Consider the following 23,829-nt stretch of genomic DNA (forward strand, 5'->3'; position numbering starts at 1 on the left):
ATGGCGTTTTATCAGGCTCTGATCCCGCCGCCGGGCGCCGGCGGGTTGCGCGAAGAGGTCGAGCAGGCCAGGCTCCTGCCCGAGAGCTTCACCTTTTCGGCGCTGGTCTTCGGCGGCGTCTGGCTGCTGTTCAAACGGCTTTGGCTCGCCTTCATCGTCTACGCGCTGGTCTGGGGCGGGCTGGTTTATCTGCAGCGTCAGATCGGCTTCTCCTTCCTCGCGGTGATGCTGTCGCATACCGCGCTTGCGGTCTTCCTCGGCTTTGAGGGCCAGAACCTGATCGCGCGCAAGCTGCTGCGGCAGGGCTGGCGGCTCGTCGATGTCGTCGAGGCACCCGACCTCTCCAGCGCCGAGCGCCGCTTCTTCGAACGGGCCCTGCCGGCCGGCGCGCCGCCGCGCGTCGTCGAGACGACGCCGGCTCCCACGCGCTTTGCGCCGAGTTCCGCGCCGGTGATCGGTCTCTTCCCCGAGGCGAACGGGCGATGAGCCAGATAATCACCATCGTCGATTACGGCTCGGGCAATCTGCACTCGGCCGCCAAGGCCTTCGAGCGCGCCGCCAATGAGGCCGGCACGCCAGCGACCATCCGCGTCACCAGCGATCCCGCCGAGGTCCGTGCTGCCGATCGCATCGTCCTGCCCGGCGTCGGCGCCTTCGCCGATTGCCGGCGCGGGCTCGACGCCGTTTCCGGCATGGTCGAGGCGCTGGAGGAGACCGTGCGCGGCAAGGGCCGGCCCTTCCTCGGCATCTGCGTCGGTATGCAGCTGATGGCGAGCCGCGGCCTCGAATACGTCACCACCGAGGGCCTTGGCTGGATCGCCGGCGACGTCGCGCTGATCCGCCCGCAGGATGATGCCCTGAAGATTCCGCATATGGGCTGGAACACGCTGCATCCGCAGGACGAACACCCGCTGCTCGCCGGCATCGAGACCGGCCCCTCCGGCTGGCATGCCTATTTCGTCCATTCCTACGCGCTGACGGCCGCAAAGCCGCAGGAGGTTCTGGCGCTGACCGATTACGGTGGCCCGGTCACCGCGATCGTGGCAAAGGACAACATCGCCGGCACCCAGTTCCATCCCGAGAAGAGCCAGAAGCTCGGCCTCAAGCTGATCGGCAATTTCCTGAGGTGGGCGCCGTGATCCTGTATCCCGCCATCGACCTGAAAGAGGGCCGCTGCGTGCGCCTGAAGCAGGGCGACATGGATCAGGCGACGATCTTCAACGACGATCCCGCCGCCCAGGCCGCGACCTTCGAGTCCCAGGGCTTCCAGTGGCTGCACGTCGTCGATCTCGACGGCGCTTTCGCCGGCAAGCCGATGAATGCGGCCGCCGTCGAGGCGATCCTTGAGCGTGTCGGCTTCCCCGTGCAGCTCGGCGGCGGTATCCGCGACATGAAGACGGTCGAGGGCTGGCTCGCCAAGGGCATTGCCCGCGTCATCATCGGCACGGCGGCGGTGCGCGATCCCGGTTTCGTCCGCGAGGCCGCGAAGGCGTTTCCGGGCAAGGTCGCGGTCGGCATCGACGCACGCGACGGCTTCGTCGCGGTCGAGGGCTGGGCCGAGACCTCGGCGCTGGCCGCCGACGATCTCGGGCGCCGCTTCGAGGATGCCGGCGTCGCCGCCATCGTCTACACCGACATCGCCCGCGACGGCATGCTCCAGGGTATCAACTGGGACGGCACGATCGCGCTCGCCCATGCGCTCTCGATCCCGGTGATCGCTTCCGGCGGCCTCGCCTCCATGGCCGATATCGAGCGGCTCTGCGCGCCCGACGCTGCAATCCTCGAAGGCGCGATCACCGGCCGCGCGCTCTATGATGGCCGGATCGATCCGGCTGCGGCGCTGGCGCGCTTGGCCGAGGCGGACAAGGGAGCGGCGGCATGACCCTGAAGACGCGCATCATCCCCTGCCTCGACGTCAAGGACGGCCGCGTCGTCAAGGGCGTGCAGTTCGTCGATCTTGTCGATGCCGGCGATCCCGTCGAGGCGGCCAAGGCCTATGACGCCGCGGGGGCCGACGAACTCTGCTTCCTCGACATCACCGCGAGCCACGAGGCGCGCGGCACCCTGCTCGACGTCGTCACCCGCACGGCCGAGGCCTGCTTCATGCCGCTGACCGTCGGCGGCGGCGTGCGCAAGGTCGAGGACATCCGGGCGCTGCTGCTGGCCGGCGCCGACAAGGTCGCGATCAACACCGCTGCGGTGACAAACCGCCCCTTCGTCAAGGAAGCGGCAGAAAAATTCGGCGACCAGTGCATCGTCGTCGCCATCGACGCCAAGCAGGTCACGCCCGGCCGCTGGGAAATCTTCACTCATGGCGGGCGCAACGCCACCGGCATCGACGCCATCGCCTTCGCCCGCGAGGTGGTCTCGCTCGGCGCCGGCGAATTGCTGGTGACCTCGATGGACCGCGACGGCACCAAGTCGGGCTACGACATCGGCCTGACCCAGCGCATCGCCGACGCGGTCTCGGTGCCGGTGATCGCCTCGGGCGGGGTCGGCGATCTCGACGACCTCGTCGCCGGCGTGCGTGACGGCCACGCCTCGGCGGTGCTCGCCGCCTCGATCTTCCATTTCGGCACCTACAGCATCCCGCAGGCCAAGGCGCATATGGCCGCTGCCGGGCTGGCGATGCGGCTGGACTGAGCGATGACCGATTTCACCCTCGCCGATCTCGAACGCATCGTCGCCGAGCGGGCGAGTGCCCCGCCGGAGGAATCCTGGACGGCCAAGCTTTTGGCCGCCGGTCCCGGGCGCGCCGCCAAGAAGTTGGGCGAGGAGGCGGTCGAGGCCGTGATCGCCGCGGTGAAGGGCGATCGCGACGAACTGATCGCCGAGAGCGCCGATCTGCTTTATCATCTTTTGGTCGTGCTCAGGTCCCGCGATGTTGCATTGCGGGACGTCTTGAGCCAGCTTGAGGCCCGTACTGCGCGCTCCGGCCTGGCCGAGAAGGCAGCGCGGCCCCGTTAGAAGTCGAGGCGAGTGTCGCGTTGAACCTCGAAGCCTGGAAGACGGGGGGCATCATGGACCAGCGTCCGATCGCGGCGCCATCCGCCCCCGATCTGGTCTCGCCCTATCGCACGTTCTCGCGTGACGAGTGGGCGCATCTGCGCGCCGACACGCCGCTGACCCTGTCGGTCGACGACCTTACCAGGCTGCAGTCGATCAACGACCCGATCTCGCTCGACGAGATCGTCGCGATCTATCTGCCGCTCTCGCGCCTGCTCTCGCTGTATGTCGCGGCGACGCAGGGTCTGTTCAAGGCGACGCAGCGCTTCCTGATGGCTGAGGCAGAGGTCAAGGTCCCCTATGTCATCGGTGTCGCCGGCTCGGTCGCGGTCGGCAAGTCGACCACGGCGCGCGTGCTCCAGGCCCTGCTCTCGCGCTGGCCGAACACGCCGAAGGTCGAGCTCGTCACCACCGACGGCTTCCTGTTGCCGAACGCCGAGCTCGAACGCCGCGGCCTGATGCAGCGCAAGGGCTTCCCGGAGAGCTATGACAGCGCCGCGATCCTGCGCTTCCTCTCCGATGTGAAGGCGGGCAAGCGCGCCGTGAGCGCTCCCGTCTATTCGCATCTGGTCTACGACGTCGTGCCAGGCGAGCAGGTCACGGTCGAGCGGCCGGACATCCTGATCCTCGAAGGCTTGAACGTACTGCAGGCGAGCCGCCTGCCCAGGGACGGAACGATCATTCCCTTCGTCTCCGATTTCTTCGACTTCTCGGTCTATCTCGACGCCGATGAGAACGACCTGCACCGCTGGTACGTCAACCGCTTCATGACGCTGCGCCAGACCGCCTTCCGCGATCCGCGCTCCTTCTTCCGCAAATACGCCGAGATCGGCGAAGACGAGGCGCTCTCGATCGCCGAGAAGCTCTGGACCGGCATCAACCTGCCCAATCTGCGCGAGAACATCGTGCCGACCCGCCAGCGCGCCAGCCTGATCCTGACCAAGGGCGCCAGCCACCGCATCCAGCAGGTCTCGCTGCGGCGGCTCTAGCGCGGGCTTGAAGCGGGCCGGGTGCCAACCGCGATGACGACTTATGTCGCCCTGCTGCACTCGATCGTGCTCGGCCCCGGCAAGCGCGTGGTGATGGCGGATCTGAAGGCGATGGCGGCGAAGGCGGGCTTTCGCGAGGTCCGCAGCTGGGTCGCCACCGGCAATCTGGTCTTCGAGGGCGAGGATGCGCCGCTCGCTGCAGTCGAGGAGCGGTTGGAAGCCGGCTTCCGCGCCCATTTCGGCAAGCATGTCGATATCATCGCGCGCAAGGCTGGCGACTGGCGGCGGCTTGCCGCCCAAAACCCTTTCTCCAAACGGGGTGGCGCCGATGTCGGCATCCGTGTCATGCGAAAGCCGCTTGGCCCGGACGCCCTGGCCATGCTCCGCGCCCTCGCCGCGCCCGGTATTGCGCTTGCCCTCGCTGATGGCGATCTCTGGATCGATTTCGGCGGTGAGCCGAGCGAGACGAGGCTGCTCTCGCATCTGACGACGAAAAAACTCGGCATCGGCACGCTACGCAACGCCAACACCGTCAAGGCGCTCGCCGCGATGCTGGACTGATGCCGCTCGATTTCGCCTCCCTCGGCCTGATGGCCGGCGCGGCCTTCGTCGCCGCGACGCTGCTGCCCGCCCAGTCGGAGGCCGTCTTCGTCGGCTTGCTGGCGGCCAAGACCGTCGATCCGACCATTCTCTTCATCGTCGCCTCGCTCGCCAACACGGCAGGCTCGGTGGTCAACTGGTGGCTCGGCCGCTTGATCGCGACCGGCGGCGTCGAGCGGCTGCCGGCCCGGCTGCGGCCTGATCCCGTGCGCTTCGCCAAGGCGAAGGGCTGGTTCGCCCGATTCGGCTGGCCCTCGCTGCTCTTCGCCTGGCTGCCGATCGGCGGCGATCCCCTGACTTTCGTCGCAGGGTCGCTGAACTATCCCCTTTTGCGCTTCGTTGTGCTGGTGTTCATCGGCAAGACGGCACGTTATGCCTTGCTCTGGGCGGGCTGGGCGGTCGCTGCATAAGCATTTGCGCGGATTCTGGTCTCGGGCTACCAGCGAGGCCCTTCTGATGGAGACCAGATCATGAGCATCAAGCGCATCGCCCCCGGCCCGCGCATGTCCAAGGCCGTCGTGCATGGCAACACGGTCTATCTCGCCGGTCAGGTGGCCGACAAGGCGGCCGGCAAGAGCGTTGCCGAGCAGACCAAGGACATCCTCTCGATCATCGACGGGCTCCTGGCCGAGGCCGGCACCGACAAGTCGAAGTTGCTGATGGTCAACATCTGGCTCTCGGACATGTCGACCTTCGCCGAGATGAACGCTGTCTGGGATGGCTGGGTCTCGGCTGGCAACACGCCCGGCCGCGCCACCGTCGAGGCCAAGCTCGCCGGCCCACAATACACTGTCGAGATCGCGGTCATCGCCGCGGTCTGATCGCGTTCACTAAGGGGTGGCGGGCTTACAAACGTGAATCCGGAACTCGCCACCATCCTGGCCCGTGTCTCGCAGCGCGAGGGTGTTCCCCGCGCGCTGCTGCTCGGCGTGCTCGCCTCGATGGGCGAAGCCTCCGGCAAGCCCGATTTCACCCGCATCGAGAACAAGCTGGCGCGCCGCGCGGGCGATTTCCGCAGCCTGAAGGCCCGGCTCTCCAAGCCGTCCGGCGAGGATCCCGAGCGCGATCGGCTTCAGGGACAGGCGGTGCAGGCGCTGGCCGATGGCAAACTCGCCGAAGCCGACCGCCTGCTCGCCTTGGCCGAACAGCGCAATCTCGATGGCGCGGTCGCTCCTGACAAGTTGTCGCGCGACCGCTTGCTCGCCGCCGCCGCCGGCCGCGCCGATCGTGGCGCGGTGGCGATGCTGCACCTCAATCCGCAAGCCTATCGCGATGCCGCCGAGCGCTATGCAGAAGCGGCGCTGATCGCCGATTCGGCCGCAGCTGGCAGCGGGCTCACCTATGCCTGGATGCAGGCCGATGCGCTGGCCCGGCGCGGTGCCGATTTCGCCGACAAGTCGGCCTTCGTCGCCTCGATCGGCCAGTTGCAGGGCCTGCTCGCCAAGCTCGACAATTTCGACCAGACCGTGCTCTGGGCCGAAACGCAGCTCAGGCTGGCGCGTTCGCTCACCGGTTTGTCGCATTTCGACGGCGGCGGCGCGCTCCTGCGTCAGGCGGTCGAAATCTACCGCACCACCCTTGAGGATCTGACTCGCGCCAAGGCGCCGCGCCTCTGGACGGCGGTGCAGACCAGGCTCGGCGAGGCGCTCGCCCGTCTCGGCGAGGTCGAGGATGATGCCGGCCTGCTCGAGGAGGGCGTCGCCGCTTTCCGCGCCGGGCTGTCAGGGATGACGCGGGCCGACATGCCGCGCGAATGGGGCCGGCTGCAATGGGAGCTCGGCAAGACCCATGTCGCGCTCGGCCAGCGCGCCAGCGGTGTCTCCGCCTTCGAAGCCGCGGTGAACTGCTTCAAGCTGGTGCTTGAAGACCGGCCGCGGGAGAGCGTCCCGCTCGACTGGGCCGAGGTGCAGGACCGGATCGGCGCTGCGCTGGTCGGCCTCGCCCGCTATTACAACGAGCCGGTCGTGCTGGAGGAGGCGATCGCCGCCTTCGACGCGGCGCTGGAGGTCAGGCGTCGTGAGATCGTGCCCTCGCTCTGGGCTGAGAGCGCCGCGAACCGAGCCGAGGCGCGGCTGGAGCTAGCCGAACGCATCCGTGAGCGCACCGAGGCCGAGAAGGCGACCACCGAGCTCGTCATGGCGATCGAGACGCTGCGCGAGCTCGGCCGCGCGGCCGACGCCAAGCGGCGAGAGCCGAGGCTGCGGCGGGCCGCAACCTTGGTCGAGGCTCTTCGGAAGGCTTGATCAGCCTTTCACGCGCAAGGCGGCGAGCCGCTCCAGAGCCTTGTCCAGCGTCGCATCATGCTTGGCGAAGCAGAAGCGCACGACATTGCGCACCGCTCCTTCGGCATAGAAGGCACTGACCGGTATCGCGGCGACGCCGTGCTCGACGACGAGCCGTTGGCAGAAGGCGACGTCGTCGCCCTGCCCGAGCGGGGCGATGTCGACATTGAGGAAATAGGTGCCGGCGCTCGGCAGCACGCTGAACCCGAGATCGCTGAGGCCGCCAGCGAAGCGGTCGCGCGAGCGCTGGAAGTCGGTCCGCATCCCCTCGAAATATGCGTCGTCCTTGCCGAGGCCGTACGCGACCGCCGCCTGCAGGTTCGGCGGCGTGGTGAAGGTGATGTACTGGTGCGCCTTGGCGAGCACGCGCATCAGCTCCGGCGCCGCCATGACCATGCCGACCTTCCAGCCGGTCAGCGAGAAGATCTTGCCGGCCGAGGAGATCTTGACCGTGCGCTCGCGCATGCCCGGCCGGCTCATCAGCGGCTTATGGCGGTGCCCGTCGAAGACGACATGCTCCCAGACGTCGTCGCAGATCGCGACGGCATCGTGCCGGATGCAGAACGAGGCCAGCAGGTCGAGGTCGGCCGCGCTGAAATTGGTCGCGGTCGGGTTGAGCGGGTTGTTGAACAGCACCGCCTTGGTCTTCGGCGAGAAGGCCTTCGCCAGCGCTTCCTCGCTCAGCCCGAAATGCGGCGGCGTCAGCGTCACGAACTTAGGGATGCCGCCGGCGCGGCGCACCAGCGGCAGATAGGCGTCGTACATCGGCTCGAACAGCACGACCTCGTCGCCGGGCGAGACGATCGCCATCAGCGCGCCGGCGATCGCCTCGGTCGCGCCGGAGGTGATCATCACCTCGGCCTCCGGATCGAGCTCCAGGCCCTGCCAATGCCGGAAATGCGTCGCCGTCGCCTGGCGCAGCTCCGGCAGGCCCATCATCGGCGGGTACTGGTTCCAGCCGGCGACCACCGCCTCCGCAGCTTTGCGGCGGACATCCTCCGGGCCGGGATCGTCGGGAAAGCCCTGGCCGAGATTGACGGCCTGGTGCTCGCGCGCGAGCCTCGACATGGTCTCGAAGATGGTCGTCGGAAGGGCGGAGAAGATCGGATTCATCGCGGCTTGCTTCGCTCTGGAAGGCGGGGGTGTCGGAAATAACACGCGCAACGCCGGCGCGCATCGGCCGGAAAAAGCGGCAGATTATGCGGACTGATAAATATTGACATTCGTCAGCAGTCAGTATTCTCTATGCCTCAGCCGGTTCACGCCAGCACTCCACGGTTTCTTCGCCCCTTTGGAGCCGTGGGACGCTGACGTGGATCGGTGAGCTTTTTCTGGGGCTGGAAGCGGGCTAGGCAGGCTCCATGCGCCCTTCCCATCGCACTCCCGCTCTAATGCTGCTCGGCACCGGCTCCAATGTCGGCAAGTCGCTCATCGTCGCCGGCCTCTGCCGCCTCTTTGCCGATCGCGGCCTGAAGGTGCGGCCGTTCAAGCCGCAGAACATGTCGAACAACGCCGCTGCGACCGCGCAGGGCGAGATCGGCCGGGCCCAGGCACTGCAGGCGCGCGCCGCGCGGATCGCGGCGCATGTCGACATGAACCCGGTACTGCTCAAGCCCGAGAGCGAGCGCGGCAGCCAGATCATCCTGCAGGGTCGTGTCGCCGGCCATCTCTCCTCCGGCGATTTCAGCCGCCGCGGCGACTTCCTTCCCAAAGTGCTGGAAAGCTTCGAGCGTCTCAGCGATGGCGCCGACCTAATCCTGGTCGAGGGCGCGGGTTCGCCGGCCGAGACCAATCTGCGCGCCCGCGACATCGCCAATCTCGGCTTTTCCCGCGCTGCGGGTGTTCCGGCCGTGCTGATCGGCGACATCGATCGCGGCGGCGTCATCGCCAGCTTGGTCGGCAGCCATGCCGTGCTGGATGCCGAGGATCGCGCGATGATCCGTGGCTTCGCCATCAACCGTTTCCGCGGCGATGTCGGCCTGTTCACGCCGGCGCTCGACACGATCACCCGGGCGACGGGCTGGCCGAGCCTGGGCGTCGTGCCTTGGTTCGCCGATGCCGCGCGCCTGCCCGCGGAGGACGCTCTCGATCTGGCGCATGGCCTGCCGGCCCGCCCCGGTGCGCTGAAGATCGTCGTTCCCGTCCTGCCGGGCATCGCCAATTTCGACGATCTCGACCCGCTCAAGCTCGAACCCGGCGTCGAGCTTGTCTTCGTCGGGCCGGGCACGCCGCTTCCCGGCGACGCCGCCCTGGTGATCCTGCCGGGCTCGAAGACGACATTGCGCGATCTCGCCAGGCTGCGGGAAGAGGGCTGGGACATCGACATCCTCGCCCATCGCCGGCGGGGCGGCCATGTCCTCGGCCTGTGCGGCGGCTACCAGATGCTCGGCAAGACCGTGCGCGATCCGCTCGGCCTCGAAGGGCCTCCCGCAGCGGCGCCCGGTCTCGGGCTGCTCGACATCGAGACCGAGCTCACGCCCGACAAGACCGTCAGGGAGGTTGCGGTCGAGCATCCGGCCAGCGGCACGACCGGCCGCGCCTATGAGATCCATCTCGGCGTCAGCGAGGGGCGCGACCGGGCACGCGCGCCTTTCCGCGTCGACGGACAGGCCGAAGGCGCCCGTAGCCCCGACGGAAAGGTCGTCGGGACCTATCTCCATGGCGTCCTGACTTCGGACCCGTTGCGCCGCGCCTTTCTGGCCGATCTCGCCGAGGGGCCGCTCGCGGAAGGCGAAGCCTACGAGCCCGTTCTCGAAGCGACGCTCGACCGGCTGGCCGGGCATCTGGAGCGCTACCTCGATATCGGAACGCTTCTGGAGCTGGCGCGATCGCGATCCTGACAATCGAGCCCGCGTCACGCGAAAAACTGTCAGGACGGCGCAAATAAAGCTTTGTGGATCAATTTGTTGACGACTGACGAAATTCGTCATAGTCAACGACGGCGTCCGCAGACGGCCTATGGGAACAAGTTGTCAGACCGGGAAGTTGCCCTGGCATGAGCACAGTAGAGCGCGATACACGGCACGAGATCATCGACGTCGCCGAGCGGTTCTTCCGCCAGATCGGCTACCAGAAGACCACTGTCGCGGATATCGCCAAGTCGCTGCGCATGAGCCCGGCGAATGTCTATCGGTTCTTCGACTCCAAGAAGGCGATTAACGAGGCAGTCGCCGAACGCTCGATGAGCGAGCTTGAGTCGACGGTCGCTGCCATCGCCGCCGAGAAGCGCCCTGCGGCCGAGCGCTTGCGCGACATCCTCGCCGCGACCTGCCGGATCAATTCGGCCCGCTATCTCGACAATCACCGCCTGCACGAGATGGTCGCCTGCGCGATGGAGGAGAGCTGGGACGTGGTCCGCGGCCATATCGAGCGCTATGACGCGATCCTGCGCTCCGTCGTCGCCGACGGCATCGCCAAGGGCGAGTTCACCGCCCGCGATCCGATCACCGCGACCCATTGCGTCCGCATGGCGATGATGCGCTTCCATCACCCGCTCCTGCTCGGCCAATGCGCCGAATTGCCGGGCCCGAATGTCGAGGAGATGATCGACTTCGTGCTGGCCGGCCTGGGTGCCGGCCGCGCCGCGGTCTGAGTCTCTCCGGTTCGCGTTGACAAGGCGCTGGCGGAGCGGGATACCCCGCGGCGCATGCTGAACCTCTCCAAACAGAGCACCAAGAAGCTCGCCATCATCGTCCACGATCTGGCGATGACGGCGCTCGCGATCGTGTTCGTCTTCGCCGTCCGCTTCGACGGCTGGCTGTTCGAGGAGCGGATGCGGCAATTGCCGTCGATCCTGCCCTTCCTCGTCGCCTATGCCGGGGTGGTCTACTGGTTCTTCCAGCTCTACCGCTCTAAATGGCGCTTCGCCTCGCTGCCGGACCTCTCGAACATCGTCCGGGCGGTAACGGTGCTGACCATGACCTTGCTGGTCGTGGACTATGTCCTCGTTGCACCGAATCTTTACGGCTATTTCTTCTTCGGCAAGATCACCCTCGTTCTCTATTGGCTGGTGCAGATCGCGCTGCTCGGCGGCCCGCGGCTGGCCTATCGCTATCTCAGATACTCGCGTTCCAAGCACCATGCGGCGCGTGAGGCGACCTTGCCGGCCCTGCTGCTCGGCCGCGCGGTCGACATCGAGATGGTGATTCGCGCCATGGAATCGGGCGCGATGGGCAAAATGCGGCCGGCGGGCATCCTCTCGCCGCGGTCCGACGATCTCGGCCAGTCCATCAGAGGCGTGCCGGTGCTCGGCCTGCTCTCGCAGATCGAGACGGTCGCGACCGATGCCGGCGAGCGGGGTGAACCATTCCGCCGCATTGTCGCGACGCCGAGCGCCCTGACGGCCGAGGCCGAGCCCGACAAATGGCTCGCCCTGACGCGCAAGCTCGCCATTCCGATCTCACGTCTCGACACGCTCGGCGAGGGGCTGCGCGGCAGCGAACTCGCCCCGCTCGAGATCGAGGACCTGCTGGTGCGGCCCTCGGTCAAGATCGATCGCGAGCGGCTCGAAAGCTTCCTCAAGGGCAAGCGCGTCATCGTCACCGGCGGCGGCGGTTCGATAGGCTCGGAGATTTGCCTGCGTTGCGCCGCCTTCGGCGCGGCTGAGCTGCTGGTCGTCGAGAATTCCGAGCCGGCACTGTTCCATGTCACCGAGGCCTTGGCAGCCCAGGAGCTGCCGATCCGCGTTACCGGCGCGCTCGCCGATGTTCGCGACGCAGCCCGCCTCGATCCGCTGTTCAGGGCTTTCGCGCCGGATATCGTCATCCATGCCGCCGCGCTGAAGCACGTGCCTTATCTCGAAGCCGACTGGGGCGAAGGCATCAAGACCAACATCTTCGGCTCGGTCGTCGCCATGGAGGCAGCGATCGCCGCCGGCGCCGGCATTTTCGTGATGATCTCGACCGACAAGGCGATCGAGCCGGTCTCGATGCTCGGCGCGACCAAGCGCTTCGCCGAGATGTACGCCCAGGCGCGCGACGCCGAATTCGCCAATGGCAATCGCGGTACGCGCCTGGTCGCGGTGCGCTTTGGCAATGTCCTCGGCTCGGTCGGCTCGGTGGTGCCGAAATTCAAGGCGCAGATCGAGCGTGGCGGCCCGGTCACCGTGACCAGCCCGGAGATGATCCGCTATTTCATGACCATCCGCGAGGCCTGCGACCTTGTGCTGACCGCTGCCTCTCATGCGCCCGAGCATGAGGCTCAGGACGAGCGCGCCGCCGTCTACGTGTTGAAGATGGGCCAGCCGCTCAAGATCATCGACCTCGCCGAGCGCATGATTCGCCTCGCCGGCTACGAGCCCGGCGTCGACATCGAGATTGCCGTGACCGGCGTCCGGCCGGGCGAGCGCCTCAACGAGATCCTCTTCGCCAAGGACGAGCCGATGGCCGAGACCGGGCTCGACGGCGTCATGGCGGCCAAGCCGATCTTCGCCGGCCGCGCCCGCATGCAGGGTTGGCTCGGCGATCTCGAGCGGGCGCTGGCGGCGCAGGACAGGCTCGGCGCCGAGGCGGTGCTGGAGGCGGCGATCCCCGATTTCAGCCGACGTCGGCCCGGCTTGCCGCCAGCCGCGCCAATGCAGTCTTCGTCTCCGCGGGCGGCCGCCAGCCAGCCTTGATCAGCGCAGCCGGCGAGGCGACGAGCCCGTTCGCCAATCGCTCATAGGCAGCGCTGCGCCCGGCGAGTCGCGCCGCCAGCGCCAGCAGCGCTGACGGGATCGGGATCAGCCCCGGCCCCCGCCCCAAGCCCGCGCGCATTGCGGCGAGCATGTCGGCAACCGACAGGGGTTCCGGGTCCGAAACGATATAGCTGCGCCGCGTCGGGCAGGCTTGCGTCAAGGCGAAGCCGACCGCGTCAGTGAGATTCTCGATCGCGAGCAGCGAGCGTTTGGCAGCGAGCCCGCCGAGCGGCAGAGGCACGGGCAGCCGCGCCAGCTTCAGCAGCGCCGCCATATTGGCTTTCACGCCGGGGCCGTAGACCAGCACCGGCCGCAGTGCCACCCAGTCGAGGTCGAGCCCGGCCAGCCCCCGTTCGGCTGCTAGCTTGGAGCGCCCATAGGCATCGGTCGGGGCGGGCGTGTCGGCCTCGCTGAGCGGTTTGCCACTGATCGGCCCGCTCTGTGCCCGGATCGAGGACAGGAAGACGAAGCGCCGGATTCCGGCCGCTTGCGCGGCTCGGGCCAACGCCAGCGTCGCCTGCGCGTTCACCTGTTGGTAGCGCTCTTCGGGAATGCCGCCATCGGCATGAGCCAATCCGGCGCTGTGCACGACGTGATTGACGCCATCGAGCAGCGGCTGCCAGTCGATCGGCGCGCCGAGGTCGCCGATCGCGGCATGCTCGATGCCAGGGATCGCCGGCGCCGTGCCACGACCTGCCGTCCGCACCTGGTAGCCACGCGTGATAAGGTCGTGCAGCAGGTGTCTGCCGACGAAGCCACTCGCGCCTGTCAGCAGAATGCGCTCGCCCTTCACGACTGCGTCCGCTTGCGCGAGAAGCGACGGAGCAGCAGCCCTGTCAGCACGAGCGCCGCCAGCAGGCAGCCAAGCTGCGCGGGAAGTGCCGGCACGGCGATGCTGATCGCCGCGAGCCCGATCAGGCAAAGATTGAGCAGAGCGACCCGCGTGACGATCTCGATGACCTTGAAGCCGTTGTCGGTCGCCTGCTGGTAGAAATGCGAGCGGTGCGCCTGCCAGATTTTTTCGCCGCGCATGAGACGGCGGAAGAGCGTGATCGTTGAATCCATGACGTGATAGAGCGGCAGGATCAGCGCTGCGGTCAGAGCGCCGGTGCCGGCGAGGCGATAGAGCAGATAGGCACCGAGCAATCCGAGCGGCAGTGCCCCGACATCACCCAGGAAAATACGCGCCACCGGTCTGTTGAGCGGCGCGAAACCGAGGAGGCCGCCGAGCAGCGCCGCGGCGAGGAGGCCGGTGGCAGGGTCGACGATGCCATAGCCGGCGGCGAGCGCAATGGCACCGGAGAGCGGGACCAACCCGGCGAGGGTGATCCAGTCGATCCCATCCATGAAGTTGACGAGGTTGACGAACCAGGCGCCGGCGACCAGCGCAAGGCCGCGCTCGGCCCAGAGCGGCAATGTCTCCGGCAGCAGCCTTATGTCCGGTGCGGCGTAGAAGACGACGATGCCGACGCAGAGGAATTGCAGCGGCAGGCGCAGGGCTGGCGAGAGCGGGCGGATATCGTCCCAGGCGCCGACGACGGCCAGCAGGGCGGACGCGAGCATGACTAGGGTGAGGCCTTGCCGGGCGCCTGCATCGATGGGGATGAAGGTCAGCGCGACCTCGAGCGCCAGGAAGGTGCCGGCGAGCACGGCGATGCCGCCGCCCTGCGGCGTCGGTATCCGGTGGCTGGAGCGCGCGTTCGGCCGCGCCAGCGCATAGCGCATCATCAGCGGTCGCAGGGCCAGGCACAGCGCGAAAGCAAGGCCGGCGGCGAGGGCGATCAGCAGGAGGGGCGCGAAACGTTCCAAGGCGGGCGGACCATAGCCAACCCGGGCCGCGTCGCAAGCAGCTCTTGCATCGGCGAGCACAAAAAGAGAACATGCCGGGTATGGCCATCGCCGATTCCGTTCTCAATCCGCCGCCCGCGCGGCCGGACATCACCCGTGCCGTCTGCCGCGGCGCCTCGCGCCATCTGCGCGAGCGCGGCTACGCCATCGTCAAGGAGATGACCTTCGCCAATGGCCGGCGCGGCGACATCGTCGCCCTCTCGCCGTCGGGCGAATTGCTGGTCGTCGAGGTCAAGTCGGGCATCGAGGACTACCGGGTCGACGGCAAATGGCCGGATTACCGCGACTACTGTGACGGCTTCCTCTTCGCGGTCGCCCCGGAATTCCCGCTGGAGATCCTGCCGGAGGATGTCGGCCTGATCGTCGCGGACGCCTTCGGCGGCGAATTGCTGCGCGAGCCCCCGCGCCATCCGCTGGCGCCGGCGCGCCGCAAGATGCTCACCATCGCCTTCGCCAGGCTGGCGGCGGGGAGACTGGCAGCCATCGAAGATCCCGAACTGGGGTGAGAAGCCCGTTCGGTGTGCGATGGGATTACCGCGCCTGACCGCGTGACCCATGGTAAGGGGGGCGGGCTACCGTCGTCCGGTCGATCGGCTGTTCTGCGGGTGTCCAGATGATGCGCATGCTCGGGTTATCAGCCGTTGTCGTCAGCCTTTTCGCTGCGGGAGCCGCTTCCGCGGAAACGCCGGAAACGATCGTGCGCGGAATCTACGCGGGTGGTCTGGCGCAAGGATCGTTCTCGCGGCTCCGCTCGCCGGTCAATCGGGCGCAGTATTTCCAGCCGAATCTGGTGAAGCTGTTTGCCGCCGATGATCGGACCGAGAACCTCTGCATCGACTTCGCCATCACCAGCAGCGGCCAGGACTACGACGAGACGGAAATCGCGCGCACGCTGCAGATCGCGACCAAGGAGGGCGGCAACCGTGCTGCGGTCGACGTCCGTTTCCGGAATCTCGGCGAGACAAATCACATCCGCTACGATTTCGTCCGCGCGGGCGAACGCTGGAAGATCGCCGACATCGCTTCGCTGAGCCATCGCTGGCGGCTGTCGAAGCTGCGCTGCTGAGCGGCTACGCTTCAGCCGGCGTGCGGCGTTCCGGCAGCTTGAGCGCCTTCGGGCCGATGTTCAGGCTGATCTGCAGGCTGTCGGCGATACGATGAGCGCGATCGATGAACAGGAATCGGGCCGGGCCCGTGCAGAGTTCGGTGACCGTCGCCTCGAACAACGCAATCCAGCGCTCGAAATGCTGCATCTCGAGCGGAAGCGGCATATGGACCTTATGCGGCTTGCCGCGATACCGCGCGCTCATCAGCGTCACCGACGACCAAAAGTCGCGCAGCTTGGAAAGATGCGGCCCCCAATCCTCGCCGAGCTTGTCAAGGAAGACCGGGCCGATCAGCGGATCCTCGCGCACCCGGGCGTAGAAGCTATCGACCAGCTCGGCGATCAGCTCTTCGGTGATGCGCTGGGGGAGCGCAGCTCCGCTCATCGCGGCGCGCGCTTGGCCAGGATGCGCTGCAGGGTGCGCCGGTGCATGCCGAGCCGGCGCGCCGTCTCCGAGACATTACGGCTGCACAGCTCGTAGACGCGCTGGATGTGCTCCCAGCGGACGCGATCGGCCGACATCGGGTTCTCCGGCGGCACCGGCCGGGCGTTCGGACCGGCGGCCAGCGCCGAGTGGATCTCGTCGGCATCGGCTGGCTTGGCGAGGAAGTCATAGGCGCCGAGCTTCACGGCGCTGACCGCGGTCGCGATATTGCCGTAGCCGGTTAGGACGACGCCGCGCGCATCCGGGCGCTTCTCCTTGAGGCGGGCGATCACGTCGAGCCCGTTGCCGTCGCCGAGACGCAGGTCGATCACCGCATAGGCCGGCGCCGCCTCCTCGACCGCAGCGATCCCCGCCTGCACGGACTCGGCGGTCCGCACCGAATAGCCGCGGCCTTCCATGGCGCGGGCGAGGCGGGTCAGGAACGGCTTGTCGTCGTCGACCAGCAGGAGGGACATGTCCCTGCCAGCCGTATCGGTGAGCTCGCCTGTCGTCGGCGCCGTGTCCATCGCCATCATCTCCTGCCGGGTGGGTGGCTGCCCGGCTCACTATCCACTCTACCGATTGCGCGACGCGCTGAAACGCCGCAACGCCTCATTCTGTCGCATATGGGGCCAAAAGCTCCGGGTTTGAAGGCCCGGCGGGGCGATCATCGCGCTCGAAGACCGCGCGCGGCCAGGTGATTCGGATGTTGGCCCCGGTCGCCGGCAGCGGCAGATTGGAGAAGTCCAGCGTCGCGCCGCTGCGCTCCAGAAGTGTCTTGGCGATGAACAGGCCAAGGCCGAGGCCGCCGCCGGCGCGCGATTCCTTGGCATGCGAGCGCGAGAGATAGGGGTCGCCCGCCCGCATCAACACCTCCGCCGGAAAACCCGGTCCGTCATCGGCGATGGTGAGCATGACGGCCCCATCGGTCCATTGCGCCGTGATCGTCACCTTTGAGCGGGCGAAATCGACGGCGTTGTCGACGATGTTGCCGAGCCCGTAGATCATGCCGGGATTGCGCCGGCAGATCGGCTCGGGCTTCTCTCCGGTGAGGGCGATCTCGAAGGGCACGCCGAAAGGCCGCTGCGGCCCGGCCGCCTCCTCGATCAGCAGGCTGAGCGAGAGCTGGTCGAGCGGGCCGGCGTCGTCGTCCTGCAGCGAGGCGAGCTTGCCGAGGATGCCGCGGCAGCGCTCGACCTGCTCGCGCAGCAGCGTGATGTCCTCGGCCATCTCGCCCTCGGGCGGGGCGAGGCGCGAGAGTTCGCGGGCGACCAGCGCGATCGTCGCGAGCGGCGTGCCGAGCTCGTGCGCGGCGGCGGCGGCGAGCCCGTCGAGCTGCGAGAGGTGCTGCTCGCGTGCCAGCACCAGCTCGGTCGCGGCCAGCGCCTCCGAGAGGTCGCGCGCTTCCTTGGCGACGCGCCAGGCATAGATGGCGGTGAAGCCGAGGCCGAGCAGCAGCGCGATCCAGTTGCCGACCTGATACTGCCACGGGAGCACCGGCCGCTCCGCTCCCGCCCAGGGCAGGGGCCAGTGGACGAAGACGAGCAATGTCGCCAGCCCGGCGGCGAGCAGGCCGAGCGCCAGCGTGTGCCGCGGCGGCAGTGCCGTCGCCGAGATCATGACCGGCGCCAGGAACAGGATCGCGAACGGGTTCTGCAAGCCGCCTGTGAGGTAAAGCAGCGCCGCAAGCTGGAGGATGTCGAAGCCGAGCAGCGCCGTCGCGGCGCCCTCGCGCAGCCGGTGGCTGAGCGGGAAGCGGATGCGCAGGGCGATGTTGAGCCAGGCCGAGACGGCGATGGCGAGGAAGCACCAGCCGAAGGGCAAGGAGAAGCCGAGCCCGAAATGCACGCCGGCGACGGCGACGCTCTGGCCGGCGATCGCCAGCCAGCGCAGGCGCACCAGCGTGTCGAGTCGCAGATGGCGCGGCGCGCCTCGGGGAGCGGATGGAACGAGGTCGGCGATCGTCACGGCGCGCAATCTTCGCAAAGCACCTGGCGAATGAGGAGTACGAAACTGTGGCTAATCGGCATCACAAGGAAATCTTAGCCCTTTGGACGATTGAATCAGAACAAATACGACTTAGGCTCCGTTCCCCTGTTGCGCTGCATCGTGGGATGCGGCGCTGCGAAAGAGCGAAAGGGCCGCCATGTCGTTCGCCTACCACGCCTATGAGGCGGTTCATATGATGGTCAGCCCGGCGCGGGCCATGTCCGACGCCATGCAGCTCGCCTTCAAGAATCCGGCGAACCCACTGACCTACACCCCGCTCGGCCGCACGATCGCCGCCTCCTGCGAATTGTTCGAGCGCACCACGCGCCGCTATGGCAAGCCGGCCTTCGGCCTCGACACCACCACGATGAACGGCGTCAAGGTCGATGTCGAGGAGCGCGTCGTCTGGCAGCGCCCCTTCTGCAATCTGGTCTATTTCGACCGGAAGATCGAAGGCCGCCGCAAGCCGCAGCCCAAGGTGCTGCTGGTCGCGCCGATGTCGGGCCACTACGCCACGCTGCTGCGCGGCACGGTCGAGACATTGCTGCCCGATCATGAGGTCTACATCACCGACTGGATCGATGCCCGCCTGGTGCCGCTTTCGGCCGGCCGCTTCGATCTCGACGACTATATCGACTACGTCATCGCCATGCTGCAGAAGCTCGGCCCCGACACCCATGTCATGGCGGTGTGCCAGCCTTCCGTGCCGGTGCTCGCGGCGATCGCGCGCATGGAAGCGGAGGGCGATCCCTCCTCGCCGCGCTCGATGACGCTGATGGGCGGGCCGATCGACACGCGCCGCTCGCCGACCGCAGTCAACCAGCTCGCCATGGAGCGCGGCACCGACTGGTTCCGCCGCAACTGCATCACCCGCGTGCCGTTCCCGCATCTTGGCGCCTTCCGCGAGGTCTATCCCGGCTTCATGCAGCTCTCGGGCTTCATGGCGATGAACTTCGATCGCCATCTCACCGCGCATTACGACATGTACAAGCACCTGATCGCCGGCGACGGCGATTCGGCCGAGAAGCATCGCGATTTCTATGACGAGTACCTCGCCGTCATGGACCTGACCGCCGAGTTCTACCTGCAGACGGTCGACACCGTCTTCGTCAAGCACGCTCTGCCCAAGGGCGAGATGATGCACCGCGACAAGCCGGTCGATCTCACCGCGATCCGCAGCGTCGCGCTGATGACGGTCGAGGGCGAGAACGACGACATCTCCGGTGTCGGCCAGACCAAGGCGGCGCATGATCTGTGCGTCAACATCCCCGACGACATGCGGGTCGAATACCTGCAGAAGGGCGTGGGCCATTACGGCGTCTTCAACGGCTCGCGCTTCCGCTCGGAGATCGCGCCACGCATCGCCGACTTCATGCTGACCCTCGACATGAAGGCAGCCAAGGAGCGCCGCAACGAGACCGCGGAGACGGCCCGCAGGGCGCTGAAGGTCGCGGGCTGAGTTAAACCCGCCCCTTCCGCTTCCGCTGCGAATCCCGCACAATCGCCGGGATGCGGTTCTCCCTGTTCAGGCGCCAGCCCGATCCCGACCGGATCGAGGTCGCCCATGCCGGCACGCTCTACCCGGTCGCCGTCAAGCGGCGCGCGACGGCGCGCCGGCTGACCTTGCGCGTCTCGCAGGCGACCGGCGAGATCACGCTGACGCTGCCAGAACGTGTCGATTTCGCCACCGGCCGTATCTTCGCGGAGAAGCATGGCGGCTGGATCGCCGCGCGCCTCGCCAAGCGCCCGCAGGGCGTTGCCTTCGAGCCCGGCGCCGTCGTGCCGTTGCGCGGTGTCCCGCACCGCATCGTGCATTGGACCAAGGTGCGTGGATTGACCCGCGCCACCCTCTCTGCCGAAGGCGAGCCGATCATCGCGGTCTGCGGCGAGGCGGCCCATGTCGCGCGCCGGGTCAGCGACTTCCTGCGTCGCGAGGCGCTCGCCGATCTCGAGAAGGCGGTACGCACCCATACCGCCGTGCTCGGCATTCCCGCCCGCAAGATCACCTTGCGTGACACCACCAGCCGCTGGGGTTCATGCTCCTCAAAAGGCCATCTCAGCTTCTCCTGGCGCCTGATCCTCGCGCCGGCGCTGGTGCTCGACTATCTCGCCGCCCATGAGGTCGCGCATCTCAAGGAGATGAACCATTCGCACCGCTTCTGGGCGCTGACGCACAAGCTCTGCCCGCGCACCGAAGAGGCAGAAGCCTGGCTCAAGCGCCATGGCGCGAGCCTGCACGGCTATGGCTGAGACCTGCCTGTGGGCACGCCCTCGCGGATGACCCGCGAGAACTCCGGGCTGTCGAGCGTCACGCTTCGCGCCCTCGCGCTGATCTTGCCCTGCTGGACGAGCTGGTCCAGCGACAGGTCCTGCCGGACCGCGCCGATATCGCGCAGATAGCCCGGCAGATAGCCTGACAGCACGACTCGCGGGTCGAGCGGCAGCGAAAATTGCCAGCCCGGCGCGAGCGAGCCAACCAGCCGATAGACCACCGTCGTGCAATTCGTGGTGATCGTATTGTACCAGCGCGGCTCGCGCGCCAGCCGGTTCACATCCGCGACATAGGCGAGCAGCACCTCGCCCGCCCGCTCCGGTGAGATGCGCAGCCGGAACATCCGCACATCCTCGCCGCGCGCATGAGTCCGCAGGCCGACGACGTCGCGCTCGTCAGCCGCGACATAGGCCATCTCGTAGACACGGAAGAAACCGGCGAGCGAGGACCACTCCTCGCCCTTCTCGCGCCGCACCTCGATCGAGAAGGTGAGTGGGCTTGAGTCCGCGAAGGTGAAGCTGACGAGCAGATGGGCGATCGCTTCGCCCGACCAGTAGGACAGAAACAGGTCGACGCCCTCGATCCTGCTCAGATCGTAGCTGCGCGTCTCCCAGCGCTGGTCGTAGTCGGTTTCGGAGCGCCAGCGGAAATCGCGCAGATTGGTCACGGTCAGACGATCGCCGTCGCGCGCGATCTGCGGCAGCCGGGCGAGTTCGGGAATCCAGTCGCGGCTGTGGGAAGGTTGCAGACTGGCCCACCAGCCGATGAGGCCGATGAAGAGCACGGCGAAGGACAGCGGCAGTCGCGGCGCGCCGGACCAGATCCCGACGGCTCCCGCAAGGCCCGCGATACCGAAACCGATCGCACCGGCGATGCCGATCCCACCGGGCAGGCGGAAGATCAGAAGCCCGACGCCCCAGGCGGCCGTGCCGAGGACCACGAGCGTCAGCAGAATCTGCAGGAGAACGAAACAGAGGCGGCTCATCGCCGCCTCTCATAGCACGCGGACAGGCGTTGCGTTCAAGCCGCGAGTGAGCTCGTCGGCGCAGCGGCTTTCACCGCATCGTCGACATGCGGCTCGAACTTCGCGAAATTCTCGGCGAACATGCCGATCAGCTTCTTCGCGGTGTCGGCGAAGGCGGCCTTATCCTGCCAGGTCTTCACCGGATAGAGGATGTGCGGCTCGACGCCGGGCACCGAAGTAGGTACGGCGAAACCAAAATAAGGATCCCGGCGGAAATCGGCGCGGTTGAGCGAGCCGTCCAGCGCCGCCGTCAGCAGGCGCCGGGTGACGCGGATCGGCATGCGCCGGCCGGTGCCGTAGCCGCCGCCGGTCCAGCCGGTGTTCACCAGCCAGCAATCGACATGGTGCTTGGCGATGAAGTCGCGCAGCAGATTGGCGTATTCCGACGGGTGGCGCGGCAGGAAGGGCGAGCCGAAGCAGGTCGAGAACTCCGGCTGCACGCCGACCAGCCCGCGCTCGGTACCGGCGACCTTGGCGGTATAGCCGGAGAGGAAGTGGTACATCGCCTCGGCCGGGGTCAGCTTGGCGATCGGCGGCATCACGCCGAAGGCGTCGGCGGTCAGCATTACGATGTTCTTCGGGGTGCCGGCGCGGCCCGAGCGCGAGGCGTTCGGGATGAAGTCGAGCGGATAGGCCGAGCGGGTATTCTCGGTCTTGCTCTCATCGTCGAAATCGACCTCGCGCGAGATCGGATCCATCACGATGTTCTCGAGCACCGTGCCGAAGCGCTGCGAGGCCGCATAGATCTGCGGCTCGGCCTCGGCCGAGAGCCGGATCGTCTTGGCGTAGCAGCCGCCCTCGAAATTGAAGATGCCCTCCTTCGACCAGCCATGCTCGTCATCGCCGATCAGGGTGCGGTCGGGATCGGCCGAGAGCGTGGTCTTGCCGGTGCCGGAGAGGCCGAAGAAGATCGCCGGATCGTCCTTGGAGCCGACATTGGCCGAGCAATGCATCGGCACCACGCCCTTGGCCGGCAGCGTGTAGTTCAGATAGGTGAAGACCGATTTCTTCATCTCGCCGGCATAGGCGGAGCCGCCGATCAGCACGATCTTGCGCGAGAAATCGATCGCGATCACCGTCTCGCTGCGGCAGCCATGGCGCTTCGGATCGGCCCGGAAGCTCGGCAGGTCGACGATCGTCAGCTCGGGCACATAACCCGCGATCTCGCCGGCCTCAGGCCGGATCAAGAGGTTGCGGATGAACAAGGAGTGCCAGGCCATCTCCGTGAAGACCCGCGCCTTCACGCGGTGGGCCGGGTCGGCGCCGCCATAGAGGTCTTGCGCGAACAGCTCCTTGCCTTCGGCATGCTTGATGAAGTCGCCGAGCAGGGTCTCGAACTGCTCCGAGGAGATCGCGCCGTTGTTCTCCCACCAGACCGTCTTCTCGGTCTGCGCGTCCTTGACGACGAACTTGTCCTTGGGCGAGCGGCCGGTATGCGTGCCGGTATCGGCGCAAAGCGCGCCGCCGCGAGCCAGCTGGGATTCGCCGCGCCGCAGAGACTCTTCATAAAGGCGTGCCGCCTCGAAGTTCCAGTAGACGGCCTTGAGCCCCCGGAAGCCGAAGCTGTCGGCGCCACTGTTCGGGTTGACGTGACCGATGGTCTCCACTGGCAATTCCTCCTGCCGAGAAGCCGCCGCCTGACAATGCCGGCGCCGTGATTGAGAGCGGGGCGGACCCCATTATGGGCCCGATGGACCGGTACAGTGGAGGGCTCTTTAGGCGGATGATGACGCCGGCTCAAGTCGTCAGGATCAACTGCGGCCGGGTCGCTGCGATCTAAATCGTTTAAAATTCCAACTGTGGTGAATCGCCGCGCTCAGGCCGCCTCGCGCGCCTTGCCGGCGAGGGTGACGAGGGCCTTGCGGAGCGCATCCGGTGTGGTTACCGGCTCGTCGAAGGGCAGGCGCAGCGCCTTGTCGCCGAGCATCAGGTCGGCGCCGTCGGGGTCGACGCCGGAGAGGCGCCAGCTGCCCTCCTCGCCGCCGAGCAGCCTGGTGGCGTAGAGCCCGATCGTCTCGGCATGGTCCTCGTTCATATGGTCGACCGCGTCTTCCTCTGCCTCGACCAGCGCTTCAGCCTGCGAGCAGTCGCTGAGGACATCCGTGGCTTCGAGTTCATAGGCCCGGCCGAAACCGCCGTTCAGGCTGGCGCGCTGGAGCCTGAGCGCGAAGAAGGAAAAATCGGGAAAATCGACGTAAAGCGAGGCCTTTGGCTGGCGTGCCAGGAAACGGCGGCGCACGCGCCGGCCGAGATCCGTCTCCCGCTCGACCTTTTCGGCCGTGGCCAGCAGCGTGATCCTCGCGTGAGCGAGCGGATCGCCCTTGCCGCCGGGCGCGATCAGCAGCGAGCAGCGCGGGTCGGCGACGAGATTGCCGGTATGGCCAGAGAGCGAGGACACCAGGATCAGCGGTGTGCCGTCGACATCGGTGGCGAGGCTGGTCAGGCTGGCGAAGGGGTGTCCTTCCGGCGTCAATGTCGCCAGGGAGGCCGAGCGCGCGCTGCGCAGCAGGCCGCGCGCCAATCCACGCGCGCTGGCATCTGTCGGCCTGATCGGGTCGGTCGCCATGGCACTTTTCGCTATTTTGCGGGTTTTCTGGGGCGAGACGTAGCGAAACC

General features: G+C 67.3%; 26 protein-coding genes. 17 read left to right on the forward strand and 9 right to left on the reverse strand.

Going from position 1 to position 23,829, the window contains the following annotated elements; all coding sequences use genetic code 11:
• The 10 genes from ACFPOB_RS19475 to ACFPOB_RS19520 are packed head-to-tail and all read left to right on the forward strand — an operon-like array spanning position 1 to position 6,838.
• Positions 1 to 486 carry a DUF2628 domain-containing protein gene (locus tag ACFPOB_RS19475; RefSeq protein WP_377800030.1) on the forward strand — a complete coding sequence of 162 codons (486 nt, stop codon included), beginning with the start codon at positions 1 to 3 and terminating at the stop codon, positions 484 to 486.
• Positions 483 to 1,139 (forward strand): imidazole glycerol phosphate synthase subunit HisH, encoded by a 657-nt coding sequence (gene hisH, locus ACFPOB_RS19480; protein ID WP_377800031.1) that lies wholly within the window; start codon positions 483 to 485, stop codon positions 1,137 to 1,139. Before ACFPOB_RS19475 ends, hisH begins: the two co-directional genes overlap by 4 nt.
• Complete coding sequence (gene hisA, locus ACFPOB_RS19485; RefSeq protein WP_377800033.1) at positions 1,136 to 1,882, forward strand: 1-(5-phosphoribosyl)-5-[(5-phosphoribosylamino)methylideneamino]imidazole-4-carboxamide isomerase; 747 nt, start codon at positions 1,136 to 1,138, stop codon at positions 1,880 to 1,882. Before hisH ends, hisA begins: the two co-directional genes overlap by 4 nt.
• A complete protein-coding gene (gene hisF, locus ACFPOB_RS19490) occupies positions 1,879 to 2,643 on the forward strand; it encodes an imidazole glycerol phosphate synthase subunit HisF (protein ID WP_377800034.1) in 765 nt (254 codons plus the stop codon). Before hisA ends, hisF begins: the two co-directional genes overlap by 4 nt.
• 3 nt (positions 2,644 to 2,646) lie before the next feature.
• Positions 2,647 to 2,967, forward strand: a complete 321-nt coding sequence (locus ACFPOB_RS19495; protein ID WP_377800035.1) for a phosphoribosyl-ATP diphosphatase — start codon at positions 2,647 to 2,649, stop codon at positions 2,965 to 2,967.
• Between the two features lie 53 nt (positions 2,968 to 3,020).
• Positions 3,021 to 3,995 (forward strand): type I pantothenate kinase, encoded by a 975-nt coding sequence (gene coaA / locus ACFPOB_RS19500; protein ID WP_377800037.1) that lies wholly within the window; start codon positions 3,021 to 3,023, stop codon positions 3,993 to 3,995.
• 33 nt (positions 3,996 to 4,028) lie between these two features.
• Positions 4,029 to 4,556 carry a DUF1697 domain-containing protein gene (locus tag ACFPOB_RS19505; RefSeq protein WP_377800038.1) on the forward strand — a complete coding sequence of 176 codons (528 nt, stop codon included), beginning with the start codon at positions 4,029 to 4,031 and terminating at the stop codon, positions 4,554 to 4,556.
• Positions 4,556 to 5,005: a YqaA family protein gene (locus ACFPOB_RS19510; RefSeq protein WP_377800040.1), complete on the forward strand. Its 450-nt coding sequence runs from the start codon at positions 4,556 to 4,558 to the stop codon at positions 5,003 to 5,005. Before ACFPOB_RS19505 ends, ACFPOB_RS19510 begins: the two co-directional genes overlap by 1 nt.
• A gap of 60 nt (positions 5,006 to 5,065) precedes the next feature.
• Positions 5,066 to 5,416 carry a RidA family protein gene (locus tag ACFPOB_RS19515; protein ID WP_091835733.1) on the forward strand — a complete coding sequence of 117 codons (351 nt, stop codon included), beginning with the start codon at positions 5,066 to 5,068 and terminating at the stop codon, positions 5,414 to 5,416.
• 33 nt (positions 5,417 to 5,449) lie between these two features.
• Positions 5,450 to 6,838, forward strand: a complete 1,389-nt coding sequence (locus tag ACFPOB_RS19520) for a tetratricopeptide repeat protein (protein WP_377800041.1) — start codon at positions 5,450 to 5,452, stop codon at positions 6,836 to 6,838.
• Here ACFPOB_RS19520 and ACFPOB_RS19525 read toward each other — a convergent pair whose 3' ends face one another.
• A complete protein-coding gene (locus tag ACFPOB_RS19525; RefSeq protein WP_377800042.1) occupies positions 6,839 to 7,990 on the reverse strand; it encodes an aminotransferase in 1,152 nt (383 codons plus the stop codon). It abuts the gene before it with no gap.
• Between the two features lie 248 nt (positions 7,991 to 8,238).
• Here ACFPOB_RS19525 and ACFPOB_RS19530 point away from each other — a divergent pair, with 248 nt between their 5' ends.
• The 3 genes from ACFPOB_RS19530 to ACFPOB_RS19540 all read left to right on the forward strand — a co-directional run bounded on the left by ACFPOB_RS19530 (position 8,239) and on the right by ACFPOB_RS19540 (position 12,491).
• Complete coding sequence (locus ACFPOB_RS19530) at positions 8,239 to 9,717, forward strand: cobyric acid synthase (protein ID WP_377800043.1); 1,479 nt, start codon at positions 8,239 to 8,241, stop codon at positions 9,715 to 9,717.
• 155 nt (positions 9,718 to 9,872) lie between these two features.
• Positions 9,873 to 10,469 carry a TetR/AcrR family transcriptional regulator gene (locus ACFPOB_RS19535; protein WP_377800044.1) on the forward strand — a complete coding sequence of 199 codons (597 nt, stop codon included), beginning with the start codon at positions 9,873 to 9,875 and terminating at the stop codon, positions 10,467 to 10,469.
• A 54-nt stretch (positions 10,470 to 10,523) separates the two neighbouring features.
• On the forward strand, positions 10,524 to 12,491 hold the full coding sequence (locus tag ACFPOB_RS19540) for an SDR family NAD(P)-dependent oxidoreductase (protein ID WP_377800045.1): 1,968 nt from the start codon (positions 10,524 to 10,526) through the stop codon (positions 12,489 to 12,491).
• Here the strand turns inward: ACFPOB_RS19540 and ACFPOB_RS19545 are convergent.
• Both ACFPOB_RS19545 and ACFPOB_RS19550 read right to left on the reverse strand, forming a co-directional pair.
• Positions 12,412 to 13,344, reverse strand: a complete 933-nt coding sequence (locus ACFPOB_RS19545) for an NAD-dependent epimerase/dehydratase family protein (protein ID WP_377800046.1) — start codon at positions 13,342 to 13,344, stop codon at positions 12,412 to 12,414. The genes ACFPOB_RS19540 and ACFPOB_RS19545 overlap by 80 nt on opposite strands.
• Positions 13,341 to 14,360: an MraY family glycosyltransferase gene (locus tag ACFPOB_RS19550; RefSeq protein ID WP_377800047.1), complete on the reverse strand. Its 1,020-nt coding sequence runs from the start codon at positions 14,358 to 14,360 to the stop codon at positions 13,341 to 13,343. The genes ACFPOB_RS19545 and ACFPOB_RS19550 overlap by 4 nt, the downstream gene beginning before the upstream one ends.
• A gap of 71 nt (positions 14,361 to 14,431) precedes the next feature.
• On the opposite strand from ACFPOB_RS19550, the gene ACFPOB_RS19555 reads away from it, so the two are divergent.
• Complete coding sequence (locus ACFPOB_RS19555; RefSeq protein WP_377800048.1) at positions 14,432 to 14,905, forward strand: MmcB family DNA repair protein; 474 nt, start codon at positions 14,432 to 14,434, stop codon at positions 14,903 to 14,905.
• A 191-nt stretch (positions 14,906 to 15,096) separates the two neighbouring features.
• Positions 15,097 to 15,465, forward strand: coding sequence for a YqhG/Tai3 family protein (locus ACFPOB_RS19560; protein ID WP_377800049.1), 369 nt, complete (start codon positions 15,097 to 15,099; stop codon positions 15,463 to 15,465).
• Between the two features lie 4 nt (positions 15,466 to 15,469).
• Here the strand turns inward: ACFPOB_RS19560 and ACFPOB_RS19565 are convergent, their stop codons facing one another.
• The 3 genes from ACFPOB_RS19565 to ACFPOB_RS19575 form a co-directional block, all read right to left on the reverse strand.
• Positions 15,470 to 15,889 carry a group III truncated hemoglobin gene (locus ACFPOB_RS19565; RefSeq protein WP_377800050.1) on the reverse strand — a complete coding sequence of 140 codons (420 nt, stop codon included), beginning with the start codon at positions 15,887 to 15,889 and terminating at the stop codon, positions 15,470 to 15,472.
• The gene (locus ACFPOB_RS19570; RefSeq protein ID WP_175506890.1) at positions 15,886 to 16,461 is read right to left on the reverse strand and encodes an ActR/PrrA/RegA family redox response regulator transcription factor; all 576 of its coding nucleotides are present in this window, start codon (positions 16,459 to 16,461) and stop codon (positions 15,886 to 15,888) included. Before ACFPOB_RS19570 ends, ACFPOB_RS19565 begins: the two co-directional genes overlap by 4 nt.
• A 79-nt stretch (positions 16,462 to 16,540) precedes the next feature.
• Entirely contained in the window at positions 16,541 to 17,890 is a 1,350-nt protein-coding gene (locus tag ACFPOB_RS19575) for an ActS/PrrB/RegB family redox-sensitive histidine kinase (RefSeq protein ID WP_377800073.1), read from the reverse strand.
• A 184-nt stretch (positions 17,891 to 18,074) separates the two neighbouring features.
• On the opposite strand from ACFPOB_RS19575, the gene ACFPOB_RS19580 reads away from it, so the two are divergent.
• Complete coding sequence (locus ACFPOB_RS19580; protein ID WP_377800051.1) at positions 18,075 to 19,376, forward strand: polyhydroxyalkanoate depolymerase; 1,302 nt, start codon at positions 18,075 to 18,077, stop codon at positions 19,374 to 19,376.
• Between the two features lie 50 nt (positions 19,377 to 19,426).
• A complete protein-coding gene (locus tag ACFPOB_RS19585; protein WP_377800052.1) occupies positions 19,427 to 20,167 on the forward strand; it encodes a M48 family metallopeptidase in 741 nt (246 codons plus the stop codon).
• Here the strand turns inward: ACFPOB_RS19585 and ACFPOB_RS19590 are convergent.
• The 3 genes from ACFPOB_RS19590 to ACFPOB_RS19600 form a co-directional block, all read right to left on the reverse strand.
• Positions 20,158 to 21,174 (reverse strand): Lnb N-terminal periplasmic domain-containing protein, encoded by a 1,017-nt coding sequence (locus tag ACFPOB_RS19590; protein ID WP_377800053.1) that lies wholly within the window; start codon positions 21,172 to 21,174, stop codon positions 20,158 to 20,160. The genes ACFPOB_RS19585 and ACFPOB_RS19590 overlap by 10 nt on opposite strands.
• Before the next feature lie 35 nt (positions 21,175 to 21,209).
• Positions 21,210 to 22,820, reverse strand: coding sequence for a phosphoenolpyruvate carboxykinase (locus ACFPOB_RS19595; protein ID WP_377800054.1), 1,611 nt, complete (start codon positions 22,818 to 22,820; stop codon positions 21,210 to 21,212).
• Positions 22,821 to 23,029: 209 nt separating this feature from the next.
• Positions 23,030 to 23,779, reverse strand: a complete 750-nt coding sequence (locus tag ACFPOB_RS19600) for a HugZ family pyridoxamine 5'-phosphate oxidase (RefSeq protein WP_377800055.1) — start codon at positions 23,777 to 23,779, stop codon at positions 23,030 to 23,032.
• Positions 23,780 to 23,829: the final 50 nt, after the last annotated feature.

It is taken from the genome of Allobosea eneae (genome assembly GCF_042657265.1).
GTDB lineage: Bacteria > Pseudomonadota > Alphaproteobacteria > Rhizobiales > Beijerinckiaceae > Allobosea > Allobosea eneae.